Raw genomic sequence first — 14,029 nt, 5'->3', positions numbered from 1 at the left:
GCCATGGACGTGATCATCTACCACAACCCCGACTGCGGCACCTCGCGCAACACGCTTGCCATGATCCGCAATGCAGGCATCGAGCCCCATGTGATCGAGTACCTGAAGACGCCGCCGTCGCGCGCGCTGCTCGTCCAGCTCATCGCGCGCATGGGGCTGACGGTGCGCGATATCCTGCGGGAGAAAGGCACGCCCTATGCGGAACTGGGCCTCGATGACCCGGCGCTGAGCGACGACCAACTGCTCGATGCGATCGAAAAGCATCCGATCCTCATCAATCGTCCGATCGTCGTCAGCCCGCAGGGCGTGCGGCTCTGCCGCCCTTCGGAAGCGGTGCTCGACCTGCTTCCCCCGCAACGCGGCGCGTTCACCAAAGAGGACGGCGAGAAGGTTGTCGACGCACTCGGCAACAGGCTCGTCTGACGTGCCAGGAGCTTCCCCCATGGAAACCACTGTTCGGCCGGCCTCGCGGCTGTCCTTTCTCGACCGCTACCTGACGGTCTGGATCTTCGCCGCGATGGCGCTCGGCGTCATTCTCGGCACCGTCTTCACCGGCCTGCCCGATGAGCTCAACGCGCTGTCGGTCGGTTCCACGAACATCCCGATCGCCATCGGGCTGATCCTGATGATGTATCCGCCGCTCGCCAAGGTGAAGTACGAGGAACTTCATCGCGTCTTTGCCGACAAGCGCGTGCTCGCGCTCTCGCTGGTGCAGAACTGGATCATCGGCCCCACGCTGATGTTCGCGCTCGCCGTCATCTTCCTGCGCGACCATCCGGAGTACATGACCGGCCTCATCCTGATTGGCCTCGCGCGCTGCATCGCCATGGTGCTGGTCTGGAATCAGCTCGCCAAGGGCGACAACCAGTATGTCGCCGGTCTCGTCGCCTTCAACTCGATCTTCCAGATCCTGTTCTTCTCGACCTATGCCTGGATATTTCTCACCGTGCTGCCACCGCTGTTCGGACTTGAAGGCAGCGTCGTCGATGTCGGATTCTGGACGATCACTGAAGCGGTGCTGATCTATCTCGGCATTCCGTTTCTGGCCGGATTCCTGACCCGCCGTATCCTGGTCGCGAAAAAGGGCGCCGACTGGTATGAGAACGTCTTCCTGCCGAAAATCAGCCCGATCACGCTGGCGGCGCTGCTTTTCACCATCGTCGCGATGTTCAGCCTCAAGGGCGGCGATGTGGTGCGCCTGCCGCTCGACGCTGTCATCATCGCGATCCCGCTGACGATCTACTTCATCGTCCAGTTCCTGATCAGCTTCTTCATGGGCAAGCTGATCGAAGCCGATTATCCCCGCACCACGGCGATCGCCTTCACCGCCGCCGGCAACAATTTCGAGCTGGCGATCGCGGTGGCGATCGCGGCCTTCGGGCTCGCATCGCCGGTTGCCTTCGCCGCGGTGATCGGTCCGCTGGTCGAGGTGCCGGTGCTGATCCTGCTGGTCCATGTGGCGCTGCGGCTTGGGGAACGATTGTTTCCGACGACCGCACCGGCGCCCGTCGCGGCTGTGAAACAATAGAAAGAGAGAATCATGCGTTTGCGTACGTTGTCCGAACCCGACCATCTGCCTGCTCTCGATCGCCGCTTCGCGCATCGTCGTCCGGGCATCGGTCTGGGTCCGGGCGATAGCAAGCCGCGTATCCTCCTGCTCTACGGTTCGCTGCGTCCGCGCTCCTATTCGCGGCTGGCAACGGAAGAGGCGGCTCGGCTTCTCGCGTTCTTCAGGGCGGAGACTCGCATCTTCGATCCTGGCGATCTGCCCTTTCCCGACCAGGTTGCCGACGACGACCATCCGGCCATCAAGGAGCTGCGCGAGCACGCGATCTGGTCGGAAGGCATGGTCTGGTGCAGTCCCGAACGTCATGGCCAGATGACCGGATTGATGAAGGCGCAGATCGATCACCTGCCGCTCAGCATGGGAGGGATTCGACCGACCCAGGGGCGAACGCTTGCGTTGATGCAGGTGTCGGGAGGCTCCCAGAGCTTCAACGCGGTCAATGCGCTGCGTCTGCTGGGGCGTTGGATGCGCATGTTCACCATTCCCAACCAATCGAGCATTGCCAAGGCGTTTCAGGAGTTCGACGACAATGGCCGCATGAGGCCGTCGAGCTACTACGATCGCATCGTCGACGTGATGGAGGAACTCGTCCGTTTCACCATCCTTCTGCGGCCGCACGCCGGCGAACTCGTCGATCGCTATTCCGAACGCAAGGAAGCTGGCAAGCCGATAGACACCGGAACCGACCTGTCGTCCATCGCCATCGCATCGCAGAAGAAGTCAGCATGACAAAGCCGGATCACGAGGTGATCGTCGTCGGAGGTGGTCAGGCGGGTCTTGCCGTTGCCTACTATCTTCGCCGGCTCGGACTGGATTTCCTGATTGTCGATGCGGGTGACGGGCCGGGCGGCGCATGGATCCATACTTGGGACTCGCTGCGCCTGTTTTCGCCCGCAGCCTACAGTTCACTGCCGGGCTGGCCCTTTCCGCCGGGCGCAACGGAAGGATATCCGACCCGCGATGAAGTGATCTCGTACCTTACGCGCTACGAGGCGCGTTATGATTTCCCGATCGATCGGCCCCGTACCGTGGAAGCCGTCGAGCGGGACAGTGCTTTCCTGCGGATCGGATTCCATGATGGCGGGAGCCTTGCCGCCCGCACGGTGGTCAGTGCGACCGGCACATGGGCCGCGCCTTTCGTGCCCGACTACCCCGGCCGCGAATTGTTCGAAGGCATCCAGCTCCACTCGGCCCATTACCGGACGCCCTCGGCGTTTGCTGGGAAGCGCGTCCTGATCGTGGGCGGAGGGAACTCCGGTGCGCAGCTTCTCGCAGAACTGAGCGAGGTGGCCCAGACGACCTGGGTGACGCTCAGGGAACCCGTCTTCCTGCCCGACGATGTCGACGGGCGCGTGCTGTTCGAGCGCGCCAGCGCCCGCGTGCGCGGCATCGACGATGCCTCCTCCACGACGACCATCGGCGATATCGTCATGGTGCCGCCGGTGAAGGAGGCCCGGACACGCGGTGTGCTCAAGGCCGTGCGCCCGTTCACGCGCCTCATTCCGGGCGGCGTCATCTGGAGGGACGGAACCGAAAGCGCCGTCGATGCGATCATCTGGTGCACGGGATTCCGGCCCGCGACCGATCACCTGAAGCCTCTCGGCATCGTCGAACCGGACGGGCGCATCGAAGTCGTGGAGCAGCGGGCGGTCAAGGAACCGCGCCTTTGGCTCGCCGGCTACGGCAACTGGACGGGCGCAGCGTCGGCCACGCTCCTGGGGGCGGGAAGGACGGCACGAGAGATGACGCCGCGCCTGGCGCAAGCGCTCGCCGAAGCCATATCGACGGAGCCGTATCAGGCGGGCTGATGTCTGCGTGCGGATGTCGGCAGGATGGCGAACAGGACGGTGACCAGCGCGACATTGGTCAGCGCGACGGCAAGCAACATACCAAGCGTCGCATCCGCTCCGAACCGATCGATGAGCACCGCTCCGACGGACGGAGCGGCCGCCTGGGCGATCAGGCTCGGCATGGCGATGCGTCCCATGACGACGGCATAGCGCTCCTCCCCGAACAGGGCGAGGGGCAGCGTGCCGCGCGCGATCGACTCGATGCCGATTCCCGCGCCGTAGAAGATCAGCGCGGCGGAGATCAGCGGAAGCCCGGCCCACAGGGCGCCGACACCGGCGGCGACGAACACCGTCGATGCGAGCTTCGTCCAGATGGGATGGTGATAGCGGCTGATGGCCATCTCGATCACGCGCGCCCCCACCTGCGCGGGACCGACCGTCGCGCCAAGCGCCACGGCGGCGGCCAGGGCGATATCCCGGGCCTGCAGGATGGTCAGCAGATGGACCGAGAGCAGCGCCGAGATCATCGAGCTGACCGTGATGACCAGCGCGACGAGGATGAACAGCAACCCGGATGCGCGGACAGGCCGGGCGTCGGGGAAGCCGGCAGCGGCCTGCGCCTGCTCCGGTTTCGCCGGCATGGGGCGTTCGGGCTCGCGCGGCAAGGCGAAGAGGTAGAGCGGCATCAGCAGGCCAAGGTGAATGCCCGCGTAGACGAAGCAGGCGCCCCGCCAGCCAAGCTCGGACACCAGCCAGGCCGACAGCGGCCAGCACAACGTGCTGGCGAAGCCGCCGAACAGCGTCAGCGCGGTAATCGCCGAGCGGGCCTTGATCCCGTAAAGACGTCCCAGAGTGGCGAAGGCGGCGTCGTAAAGTCCCGCGCCCATGCCGACGCCGACGATCAGCCACGCGGCGATATAGGCGAGCAGGTTTGGCGACAGCCCGAGCCCCGCCAGACCGAGACCGAGGCAGGCCGCGCTGAACGCCAGCACCGGGCGGCCGCCGAAACGCTGGATGCTGCCGCCGACGCGGGGCGATACGATGCCCGCGGTGAGAAGGCCGAGCGACAGGCCGCCGACGATCCACGCAAGCGGCCAGCCGGTGTCGGCCGCGATGGGCGCGGTGAGCACCGCGAGCAGATAGTAGGACGAGCCCCAGGCCAGTATCTGCGTCATCCCGAGGACGGGGATGACATGGCGTCGCGACGGCACGGCCACGGGAATGTCCGCGCCGGCCGTCATGCTGCACAGCAACGATCGCGGGCGCAGCAGGCCGTATCGGCGTTTTCAACGATCCGGGGTGTGCTATCCGTTTCCGGTCCGCCACAGCAACTTGCTCCAGATGGTCCATCGGCGACAGGCGGTCCGTCGGCAATCTGCGTAGTGCAGACGCCGGTCTCCGGAAGCACGAGACGGACGTCGTCCGCCGCCGCAAGGTCGCCGGACAGCGCCGCTGCCACCGAGCGGGCCTGTTCGTATCCCGTCAGCAGCAGGAAGGTCGGCGCCCGCCCGTAGCTCTTGACCCCGACCGTGTAGAAGCCGCTCTCGGGATGCGACAGTTCCCGGTAGCCGTGAGGCGGCACCGAGCCGCAGGAATGCATGTTCGGATCGATGGAGGGGCCGAGCCTTCTCGCGCACTCCAGCCATGGATCGAGTTCGAGGCGCAATTCGCGGGTGATGGCCAGGTCCGGGCGCTGGCCGGTGCAGACGACGATGCGGTCGACCGGGCCAAGCGCCTGCGGCCCGTCGGCCGTCTCCCCCTCGACGATCAGGCGTCCGGCCTCCTCGTGCACCTGCCGGATCGCGAAACCGGCAACGAGCCGGATGCGGCCGTGCTCGATCAGCCGGCGTGTACGGGTGCCGAGATCCGCGCGCGAGGGGAGTTCATCGGCCGCGCCGCCGCCGAATACGCGCGCGAGATTCGTGCCCCGCGTCGCCCAGACGATCGCCGTCTCCGGTGCCTCCCTCGACAGGCGATCGAGATCGAGCAGGACATTGGCGGCGGAATGCCCGGCACCGACGACCAGCGTCGTCCGGCCGGCATAAAGCGGCCGGTCGCGCCCGAGCACATCCGGAATGCCATAGGCGATCCGTTCCGCGAACGCGGCCTCGCCCGTCGCCGCGATGCCGTCGGCGCCGAGGGGATTGGGCGAGGCCCAGGTGCCCGAAGCGTCGATGACCGCGCGCGCCAGATCGCGGCGCTCGCCCTCGGGTGTCTCGACAACGAGAACAAAGGGCCGCCCGTCACGGCCGCGGCTGACGACCTTGTCGATGCCATGGCGGGCGATCGCGGTGACGCGGGTGCGTATCTCGATGGCCGCCGACAGCGCCGGCGCGTCCGCCAGAGGTTCGAGATAGTTGGAGACGAGTTCATGGCCCGTCGGCACCGTCTCCCCATCCGGCATCCGCCAGCCGTGCCGCGCGAGGAGCCGCACCGCCTCCGCATCGACGCAGTACCGCCACGGCGTGAACAGGCGGACATGCCCCCAGTCGCGGATATTCGCGCCGACGATTGAACCGGCCTCGTAGACCCTCACCGGCATTCCCCGGCCGACGAGATGGGCGGCCGCCGCAAGTCCGACGGGACCGGCGCCGACAACCGCGATGGGCAATGCAGAAGGAAAGGGCGCGGACATATTTTATCCTTCCGGGATTATCGAAATAGCTGGCGAAGAAAAAACGCCTCAGGCGAGCGCGGCGGCCTTTTCTCGTGGAGCGCAGCGGGCGTCGATGCAGCATTCGTCGACCAGAAAGCCGACGAGGCCGTGCATGGCCGGATAGTTCGCGCGGCAGATCAGCGTCGTTGCCTGCCGTTCCTGGGTGACGAGCCCCGTCGAGATCAGGCGGTGCAGGTGGTGGGACAATGTCGACGCGGCGATCCCGATCCGCTCCTGCAGGCTGCCGACGGGAAGGCCGTCGTCGCCCGCCCGCACCAGCGTCCGGTAGACGCGCAGGCGCGTGACGTTCCCGAGGGCTTCAAGTTGCGTTGCCGCTGTTTCGATATTCATGGAAATAGCAGTAACCCTCGCTCGTCCGTCGAGTCAAGCCATACTTCGAAGTGATTCGAAATATAGGTCCGAACGGCGCGATTGGAGGTCTTCTTTGGCCCCGCCGTCCGGCCAGCTATCAGTGCGGCGTTTCCGGTCGCGCGCACGCCGCTGTCGGATCGAGCATGGCCGCTACCTCGCCGCAAAGACCGGGCTGCCCCTTGCAGCAATCCTGCACGAGATAGAGGACCAGCGCCTTCATGGCATCGAGCCGGGCGCTGTAGACGATCGAACGGCCGGAGCGCTGCGATGCGATCAGTCCCGCGCGCTCGAGGATGGCGAGGTGCGTCGACATGGTGTTGGACGGAACGCCGACAATCCGCGCGACGTCGCCAGCCGGTAAACCATCCGGTCCTTCGGCGACCAGCAGCCGGAACGCCTCGAGCCGGGTTTCCTGGGCGAGCGCCGCCAGCATGGCAAGTGACTGGTCTGTCGTGATTTCGGTCATCGTGCAATCCGTTCGGTGGGCATCGGGCAAATATCTATCTATCGCGAATAACGGAAGTTGGTGATCGGTGCAAGAAAAATGTCGATATTTCTCGAAATGTCGTTGCATGTGACATTTCGATGGTTGTAGAAATGAGGGCAACGAACAACAGGAGGAGCCACTTCCATGCCGTCCCAGCCGTTCCGCACCCTCTTCCTCTGCCGAGAGAACGCCTGCCGTTCCATTATGGCCGAAGCGATCCTCCGCGATATGGACGATCGGTTCGAGGTATTCTCCGCCGGGAGCCATCCCGCGGCCGCAATCGATCCGGACACGCGCTTGCTCCTCGGTTCGCTTGGACACGACACGGCGCCGCTTCGGACAAAGAGTTGGGCAAGTTTTGCAACGTCCACCGCACCTGCACTCGATTTCGTTTTTACGGTTTGCGATCGCACGGCGGGCGAGATTTGCCCGAGTTGGCCCGGAAATCCCATCACCGCCCATTGGAGCATTCCCGACCCGACGCTCGCTCAGGGCAACATCGCCGAGCGAGCGTTGGCGCGATGTGAAGTATATCAGATGCTTGCCCAGCGCATTTCCATTTTCATCAGCTTTCCACTTGAGACTCTTGATCGCCTCGCGCTGACGAACAGGATTGCCGCGCTTGGTCGGCTTCGTTCTATCTCTGAAGGAAATGCAGAGAAAGCTGATAATCCTCGCATGACTATTTACAGACGATCTCATGGTTAATCTACGTCGATATATCAAAGTATAGCGATATTATTGTTGTTATATGATTATGTATTGCGCAATTAATAAGCATTTATTATTAAATTATGCCAGTCGTGTTATGCAACATAACAAGAGGTTATCATGATCAGCAGACATAAATCTTCTCATCGGATTCCAACAAGGCGTGTTCCTGTCGCCGTTGCCCGATCCTGCTTGGGAGAATGGTTCATGGAGAGCTTTAGCCCGAAAAACGCGCTTTACGCGGCAACGCTTGCAACGGCCCTCTGCCTTGCTGGACAGGCAAGAGCCATTGAACTCAATGGAGCAGGTTCATCGTTTGCTGCCAATTTCTACAAGGAGTGGACGGCCGAGTTCAATCGGGCCAACGCGGACGTCGCCGTCACCTACAAGAGCGTCGGCAGTGGCGAGGGCATTCGACGCTTCACGCAAGGGAGCGTTGATTTCGGCTCGACCGAGCGCCCGATGACCGATGAAGAAATCGCGAACGTGCCGGAAAACGTGTTGCATGTGCCGACGACCGCGGGGATGGTCGTTCTGGCCTATAACATCCCGGGCTTCTCCGGGGATCTGCAGCTAAGCCGCCAGGCCCTTGTCGGTATCATGAGCGGCAGGATCAAGACGTGGGACGATCCGCTGATCCGTGCCGTCAATCCGGGCGTCGACATTCCGAAGCGCAATATCGCGATCGTTGCCCGGCGTGATGCGAGCGGTACGACCTTCGCTTTCACTACCCATCTCGCAGCCGTGAGCGATACCTGGAAGGAGGTTGGCACCACCGTCGCGTGGCCGAACAACGCCATGATCGTCTCGGGCAATGAAGGTGTTGCAGGCCGGATCGCGATCACGGAATACTCCATCGGATATATCGAGTATTCCTTCGCCGAACAGTTGAACCTGCGGCCCGCACTTATCGAGAACAGGGCCGGGCAGTATATCCGTCCGGACGACGCTTCGGGCTCGGCAGCGCTTGCCTCGGCGCTCGACGGCATGCCGGACGACGGACGTCAGATCATCCCCGACCCTGCGGGAGATACGGTCTATCCCATCGTGTCCTATAACTGGACCTTGTTGCGCAAGACTAACAAGAATCCGCAGGTCGCCGATGCGCTGAAGCGGTTCGTCGGCTGGGGACTGGTGGGGGGCCAGAGCTTCGCCGACAGACTCGGCTACATCCCGCTGCCCGTGCCCGTCGTGAACCGCGCGCAGGCGATCCTTGCGGGATTGCACTGACAGAGGGCAGTCGCGGGTTTCTCGCGATCAATAAAGGAGCTGCGCCATCCGACGAAACGTCATCGGATGGCGCTCCGGGGCGCCATCGAAAATGAAATACCTCACCAAGACAGACCTTGCTGACACCAGTAAATAAAAATTTATCCATTATATTATATAAGCACTTAATGCATATAATTGTTATCTTATATATATCAATTCATCCAGATATTATGATATTACTTATTTGACACACGATCGTCATCTGTTATTACTATGTGAAGCATAGGCGCTGTCAGTGCCGCCCCTTCCCATGCTCATAAGAGAGTCGCCATGACCAGCAGAACCCATCCCTTCGCTTCCGCATCGAAGTCGCTCATCAAGGCGGCAACGGCCGCGTTCATGCTTGGCAGCCTGCTTACGCCTTCCTTCGCCCAGCAGGCGCCAACCGTACTGATCGACGGATCGAGCACGGTTTTCCCGATCTCCGAAGCCATGGCGGAGGAATTCCAGAATAAGCAGGCAGGGAAGATCCTCGCCACCGTTGGCTCGTCCGGCACGGGTGGCGGGTTCAAGAAGTTCTGTCGCGGCGAAACCGACATCACCGGCGCATCGCGTCCGATCCGCTCCGAGGAAATCGCGCTTTGCAAGGAAAGCGGCATCGAATTTATCGAGTTGCCGGTGGCCGTCGATGCTCTGGCAACCATCATCAATCCGGGCAATGATTGGGCTACCTGCCTTTCCGTTGCCGAGTTGAAAAAAATCTGGGAACCGGAGGCACAGGGCAAGGTCCAGAACTGGAATCTGGTCCGCGAGGGCTTCCCGAACGGTCGTCTGGCCCTGTTCGGCGCCGGCACCGATTCCGGCACGTACGACTATTACACGCTGGCTATCAACGGTAAGGAACACTCCAGCCGCGGCGACTACACGGCGACGGAAGACGACAACATCACCATCCAGGGGGTGATCGGCGACAAGAATGCCCTCGGCTTCCTCGGTCTGGCATACCTCACCGAGAACGCTGGCAAGGTGAAGGCCGTCGCGATCCGGCAGGAGGACGGCTCCTGCGTGGAACCCTCGATCGCGACAGCCACCGACGGCACCTATCAGCCGCTGACCCGCCCGCTCTTCTATTACGTGTCCAAGCAGGCGGCGGACGCGAAGGAACATGTTCGTGAGTTCGTGGCGTTCCTGTTCGATGCCGATAATCAGAAGGAACTCGTCAGCGAGGTTGGCTACGTGGCGCTGCCCGCCGAGGCTGCGACCCTCGCTCTCAAGAAATTCGAGAACCGCAAGACGGGCTCCCATTTCGAGGGCGGCTCCAAGATCGGCGTGACCGTGACCGATCTGGTTCAGGACGCAGCCAACTGACGCGATGGCCAGCCACGATGGCTGAGGTCAAGCGCCTCGGCCATCATCACTACCGGAGATGCGCCAATGAGTTCGTCGGCTGACGCCTTCCGGCCTTCCGAGGCCTTCCTTCGCCGGCGCCGGTTGATCGATCTCGGCATGCGCGCCGTGCTCTTTCTGTCGGCGGCACTTTCCGTGTTCGTGACTGCCGCGATCGTTTATGTCCTCGTCAGCGAGTCGTGGGGCTTTTTTACCGAAGTATCGCTATGGACATTCCTCACTGATACTCAGTGGACCCCCGTTTTCGCGCAACCCCGCTATGGCATCCTGCCGCTGCTGACCGCGACGCTATGGGCTGCGGGTATAGCGATCGCCATCGCGATCCCGTTCGGAACCGTTCTCGCCGTCTATCTCAGCGAATATGCTCCGGCCGCCGTGCGCGAAACCGTCAAGCCGATTCTCGAACTGTTCGGCGCCATACCGACGGTCGTCTATGGATATTTCGCCCTGCTGTTCCTGACGCCGCTGTTTCAGACCTTCATTCCGGGCTTGACCGGATTCAACCTGCTGGTTCCGGGGATAGTGCTCGGCATCATGATCCTACCCTACATCGTCTCGATCAGCGAGGACGCAATGCGTGCCGTTCCCGCGTCGCTGCGCGAGGGTGCATTCGCGCTTGGCATGACGCGCCTTCAGACGACCTTCAAGGTGATCATCCCGGGCGCGTTCTCCGGCATCACCGCGGCATATCTGCTCGGCATGTCCCGCGCGGTAGGGGAGACCATGGTGCTTGCCATCGCTGCCGGGCAGAATCCAAACCTGACCGCTGATCCGCGTGAAGGGGCGGCGACCATCACGTCCTATATCGTGCAGATGAGCCTCGGCGATCTGCCGCACGGTTCGCTGGCGTACCAGACCATCTTTGCCGCCGGCCTTGCGCTGTTCGTGCTGACGCTCTTCTTCAATATCGTCGGTTTCTTCCTGCGCCGACGCTTCCGGGAAGCGTACTGATGACCTCCGAAATTCTCACACGGGCCGCCACGGCCTCATCCGAGCAGGACGAAATCGTTCTGGTAGGCAGGGCACGCCGAAGGGACGCCATCTTCGCCGGCCTCGGTCTTTTCATTCTCTTCGTGGCCATGGCGTTCCTGCTGGCGTTGATCGCCGATCTGTTCGTGGATGGCTTTTCCAGGATAGACATAGCTTTCCTGACCGATTTTCCTTCCCGGCGCCCCGAACGATCCGGCATCCTTTCCGCATGGGTCGGCACATGCCTCGTCATGTTCGTCACTGCCATGCTCGCCATCCCGCTCGGTATCGCCGCCGGTCTCTACCTCGAGGAATATGCGCCGAAAAACTGGTTGACCGACATCATCGAGATCAACGTCACCAACCTCGCCGGCGTTCCTTCGATCATTTACGGTCTGCTGGCGCTCGGCTTCTTCGTCTACCTGGCCGGGCTTGGCCGGTCGGTCATGGTTGCCGGCATGGTGCTTGCCCTTCTCATCCTGCCGATCGTCATCGTCGCAACGCGCGAAGCCATCCGCAGCATTCCGCAAATGATCCGGGAAGGGGCTTACGGGATCGGGGCGGACAAGTGGCAGACCATGTGGCACTATATCCTGCCGGCAGCCCGGCCCGGTATCCTGACCGGGGCGATAGTCGGCCTGTCGCGTGCGATCGGCGAAACGGCGCCGATCATCACCATCGGCGCGCTGACCTTCATTGCCTTTCTGCCGCCGGCGCCGGTTCAGCCAGATTTTCCCTTCGTCAACTTTGACTGGTTGCACGCGCCCTTCACCGTGATGCCGATCCAGATGTTCAACTGGATCTCGCGCCCGCAGGCTGCCTTCCACGTCAACGCCGCCGCCACGGGTGTCGTACTCCTCATCATGACTCTTGGCATGAATGCCATTGCGATCTGGATCCGCTTCAGGCTGCGTCGCCGGATTGGCCTCTGAACCAAGGACAGGACTTGAACACATGGTCGAAACGCCCGCTCCCACCTTTCAGAAGCTGATCGCCGGGGAGACCGAATCTGGCGGCGTCGGCGGCATCCTGGCCCGCCCGGACAAACTCCGGGCCGAAGTTCGCAATCTGTCCTTCTGGTATGGCGACTTCCTCGCCCTGAAATCCGTCAACCTGCCGATCGCTTACCGGGAGGTCACGGCGCTCATCGGTCCTTCCGGCTGCGGCAAGAGCACCTTGCTGCGCTCGTTCAATCGCATGCACGATCTCTATCCGGGAAACCGCTATGATGGCGAGATTACGCTCTTGCCGGAAGGGAAGAACGTGGTCGGGCCGCAAACCGATGCGATACTGATCCGGCTTCGCATTGGCATGGTGTTCCAGAAGCCCAATCCGTTCCCGAAATCGATCTACGAAAACGTGGCGGCGGGCCTTCGGGTCAGAGGCATCAATCGCAAATCCGTGCTTGACGAGCGGGTGGAGGAGGCGCTCAGGGACGCCGCACTCTGGAACGAGGTCAAGGACCGTCTGCACGACTCCGCCTACGGCCTTTCGGGTGGGCAGCAGCAGCGCCTTTGCATCGCCCGGACGCTCGCGCCCAATCCGGAAATCATCCTTTTCGACGAGCCCACGTCCGCGCTCGACCCTATCGCGACCGCACGCATAGAGGAACTGATCGACGAACTTCGGCAGCACTACACGATCGTCATCGTCACCCACAACATGCAGCAGGCTGCACGCATATCGAGCTACACGGCCTACATGCACCTGGGCGAAATGACCGAGTTCAACGCGACCAAGGAATTTTTCACCAATCCGCGCCACGAGCGGACACAGCAGTATATCACCGGGCGGTTCGGTTGAGGCGACGGGAGGGAGCCGTGAATCTCGCGGCATGATTCGCTACGACGCGCGAGGCGCGAGCCTGCATCGTCACGCAAGACAAGAAGCCGCGGTGCCTTACAAACTGCCGATCGTCCGGAGCTTGTCGCGAAGGGACATCCGGTCGAGCGAATCCAGCGGGAGGCTGATGAACGCGGCGACACGATTTCGGATGTAACCTGCCGCCTGGCGGAATGCGGCGGCTTGCCGAAAATCAGCCTCTCCGACGATGGAGGGGTCTTCGATGCCCCAGTGGGCCGTCAGCGGGCGCCCTGGCCAGACCGGGCATTCCTCACCCGCCGCGCTGTCGCAGAGCGTGAATACGAAATCCATGATGGGAGCTTCGGGGCTCGCGAATTCGTCCCAGCTCTTCGAACGCAATCCCTCAGTCGGATAATCGAGTTCTGCCAAAGTTGCGATGGTGGTCGGGTGAATCTCGCCTCGTGGCTTGTTACCGGCAGAGAAAGCACGGAATCGCCCCCCGCCATCGCGGTTCAAAACGCTCTCCGCGAGGATCGACCGCACGGAGTTGCCCGTACAGAGAAACAAGACGTTGTATACGGGGTCGGGTGCAGCGCCAGCCCGCGGAATGACGGCTGTTGAAATGGACCTGTCCGTGGTCGCCGCGAGAGCCGCAAAGTCTGTGACCAGAAAATCGACGAGTTGCCAGACCCGCTCGGTGTCCGGCCGGTAGATGATCGTCGTTCCGTGCCGTTCGGTACGAACGAGGCCGGCCCGCTTCAGCACCGCAAGATGGGCCGACATGGTATTCTGCGGCACGTCGAGCAGCTTCGCGACGTCGCCCGCCGGCACTCCCGTCTCCCGGCGATCCAGGAGCAGGCGCAACGCATCCAGTCGTGTAGCTTGCGCGATGGCTGCAAAAGCCTCGACGATTATGTGTTTTTCCATGCGTCGAGATTTATCGAAATAATATGCCGAACGCAAGTACCTCCACAAATGAGCGCGATCAGAATATCTCGCCGGCGCGTGCAGCAACACCCTCAAGAAAACGGACGATACGCAATCGGCTCAGGTTG

The 14,029-nt window shown here is 62.4% G+C and carries 15 protein-coding genes; 10 read left to right on the top strand and 5 right to left on the bottom strand.

Translation table 11 applies throughout. From position 1 onward, the window contains the following. Window positions 1-3 precede the first annotated feature (3 nt). Genes arsC through ACUSIJ_RS22055 form a run of 4 tightly spaced genes read left to right on the top strand, consistent with a single transcriptional unit; the run spans window position 4 to window position 3,375 of the window. Window positions 4-423, top strand: coding sequence for an arsenate reductase (glutaredoxin) (gene arsC / locus ACUSIJ_RS22070; protein ID WP_183754317.1), 420 nt, complete (start codon window positions 4-6; stop codon window positions 421-423). Window positions 424-442: 19 nt separating this feature from the next. After that, on the top strand, window positions 443-1,528 hold the full coding sequence (gene arsB, locus ACUSIJ_RS22065; protein WP_183754319.1) for an ACR3 family arsenite efflux transporter: 1,086 nt from the start codon (window positions 443-445) through the stop codon (window positions 1,526-1,528). 12 nt (window positions 1,529-1,540) lie between these two features. After that, window positions 1,541-2,296: an arsenical resistance protein ArsH gene (gene arsH, locus ACUSIJ_RS22060; RefSeq protein WP_449310588.1), complete on the top strand. Its 756-nt coding sequence runs from the start codon at window positions 1,541-1,543 to the stop codon at window positions 2,294-2,296. After that, window positions 2,293-3,375 carry an ArsO family NAD(P)H-dependent flavin-containing monooxygenase gene (locus tag ACUSIJ_RS22055; protein ID WP_449310587.1) on the top strand — a complete coding sequence of 361 codons (1,083 nt, stop codon included), beginning with the start codon at window positions 2,293-2,295 and terminating at the stop codon, window positions 3,373-3,375. Before arsH ends, ACUSIJ_RS22055 begins: the two co-directional genes overlap by 4 nt. On the opposite strand, the gene ACUSIJ_RS22050 is transcribed toward ACUSIJ_RS22055, so the two are convergent. The 4 genes from ACUSIJ_RS22050 to ACUSIJ_RS22035 all read right to left on the bottom strand — a co-directional run bounded on the left by ACUSIJ_RS22050 (window position 3,363) and on the right by ACUSIJ_RS22035 (window position 6,851). Continuing rightward, window positions 3,363-4,598, bottom strand: coding sequence for an MFS transporter (locus ACUSIJ_RS22050; RefSeq protein WP_449310586.1), 1,236 nt, complete (start codon window positions 4,596-4,598; stop codon window positions 3,363-3,365). The genes ACUSIJ_RS22055 and ACUSIJ_RS22050 overlap by 13 nt on opposite strands. After that, a complete protein-coding gene (locus tag ACUSIJ_RS22045; protein ID WP_449310585.1) occupies window positions 4,595-5,992 on the bottom strand; it encodes an NAD(P)-binding domain-containing protein in 1,398 nt (465 codons plus the stop codon). The genes ACUSIJ_RS22050 and ACUSIJ_RS22045 overlap by 4 nt, the downstream gene beginning before the upstream one ends. 48 nt (window positions 5,993-6,040) lie before the next feature. Then, window positions 6,041-6,364, bottom strand: a complete 324-nt coding sequence (locus ACUSIJ_RS22040) for an ArsR/SmtB family transcription factor (protein WP_449310584.1) — start codon at window positions 6,362-6,364, stop codon at window positions 6,041-6,043. 118 nt (window positions 6,365-6,482) lie between these two features. Beyond that, complete coding sequence (locus tag ACUSIJ_RS22035; RefSeq protein ID WP_449310583.1) at window positions 6,483-6,851, bottom strand: ArsR/SmtB family transcription factor; 369 nt, start codon at window positions 6,849-6,851, stop codon at window positions 6,483-6,485. Window positions 6,852-7,016: 165 nt separating this feature from the next. On the opposite strand from ACUSIJ_RS22035, the gene ACUSIJ_RS22030 reads away from it, so the two are divergent. The 6 genes from ACUSIJ_RS22030 to pstB all read left to right on the top strand — a co-directional run bounded on the left by ACUSIJ_RS22030 (window position 7,017) and on the right by pstB (window position 12,974). Then, window positions 7,017-7,580, top strand: a complete 564-nt coding sequence (locus ACUSIJ_RS22030) for an arsenate reductase ArsC (RefSeq protein ID WP_449310582.1) — start codon at window positions 7,017-7,019, stop codon at window positions 7,578-7,580. Between the two features lie 210 nt (window positions 7,581-7,790). Next, window positions 7,791-8,813: a phosphate ABC transporter substrate-binding protein PstS gene (gene pstS, locus ACUSIJ_RS22025; protein WP_449310581.1), complete on the top strand. Its 1,023-nt coding sequence runs from the start codon at window positions 7,791-7,793 to the stop codon at window positions 8,811-8,813. Window positions 8,814-9,194: 381 nt separating this feature from the next. Beyond that, window positions 9,195-10,163, top strand: a complete 969-nt coding sequence (locus tag ACUSIJ_RS22020) for a PstS family phosphate ABC transporter substrate-binding protein (protein WP_449310580.1) — start codon at window positions 9,195-9,197, stop codon at window positions 10,161-10,163. 66 nt (window positions 10,164-10,229) lie between these two features. Beyond that, window positions 10,230-11,153, top strand: a complete 924-nt coding sequence (pstC, locus tag ACUSIJ_RS22015; RefSeq protein WP_449310579.1) for a phosphate ABC transporter permease subunit PstC — start codon at window positions 10,230-10,232, stop codon at window positions 11,151-11,153. Continuing rightward, window positions 11,153-12,103, top strand: coding sequence for a phosphate ABC transporter permease PstA (pstA, locus tag ACUSIJ_RS22010; protein WP_449310578.1), 951 nt, complete (start codon window positions 11,153-11,155; stop codon window positions 12,101-12,103). Before pstC ends, pstA begins: the two co-directional genes overlap by 1 nt. 22 nt (window positions 12,104-12,125) lie before the next feature. Continuing rightward, window positions 12,126-12,974, top strand: a complete 849-nt coding sequence (gene pstB, locus ACUSIJ_RS22005) for a phosphate ABC transporter ATP-binding protein PstB (protein ID WP_449310577.1) — start codon at window positions 12,126-12,128, stop codon at window positions 12,972-12,974. A gap of 96 nt (window positions 12,975-13,070) precedes the next feature. Here the strand turns inward: pstB and ACUSIJ_RS22000 are convergent, their stop codons facing one another. Further along, window positions 13,071-13,937, bottom strand: coding sequence for a metalloregulator ArsR/SmtB family transcription factor (locus tag ACUSIJ_RS22000; protein ID WP_377590809.1), 867 nt, complete (start codon window positions 13,935-13,937; stop codon window positions 13,071-13,073). Window positions 13,938-14,029 lie beyond the last annotated feature (92 nt).

It is taken from the genome of Pseudochelatococcus sp. B33 (assembly GCF_053570585.1).
Note: the sequence above shows the minus strand (reverse complement) of the source record. Positions and strands in the feature narration are given on the sequence as shown.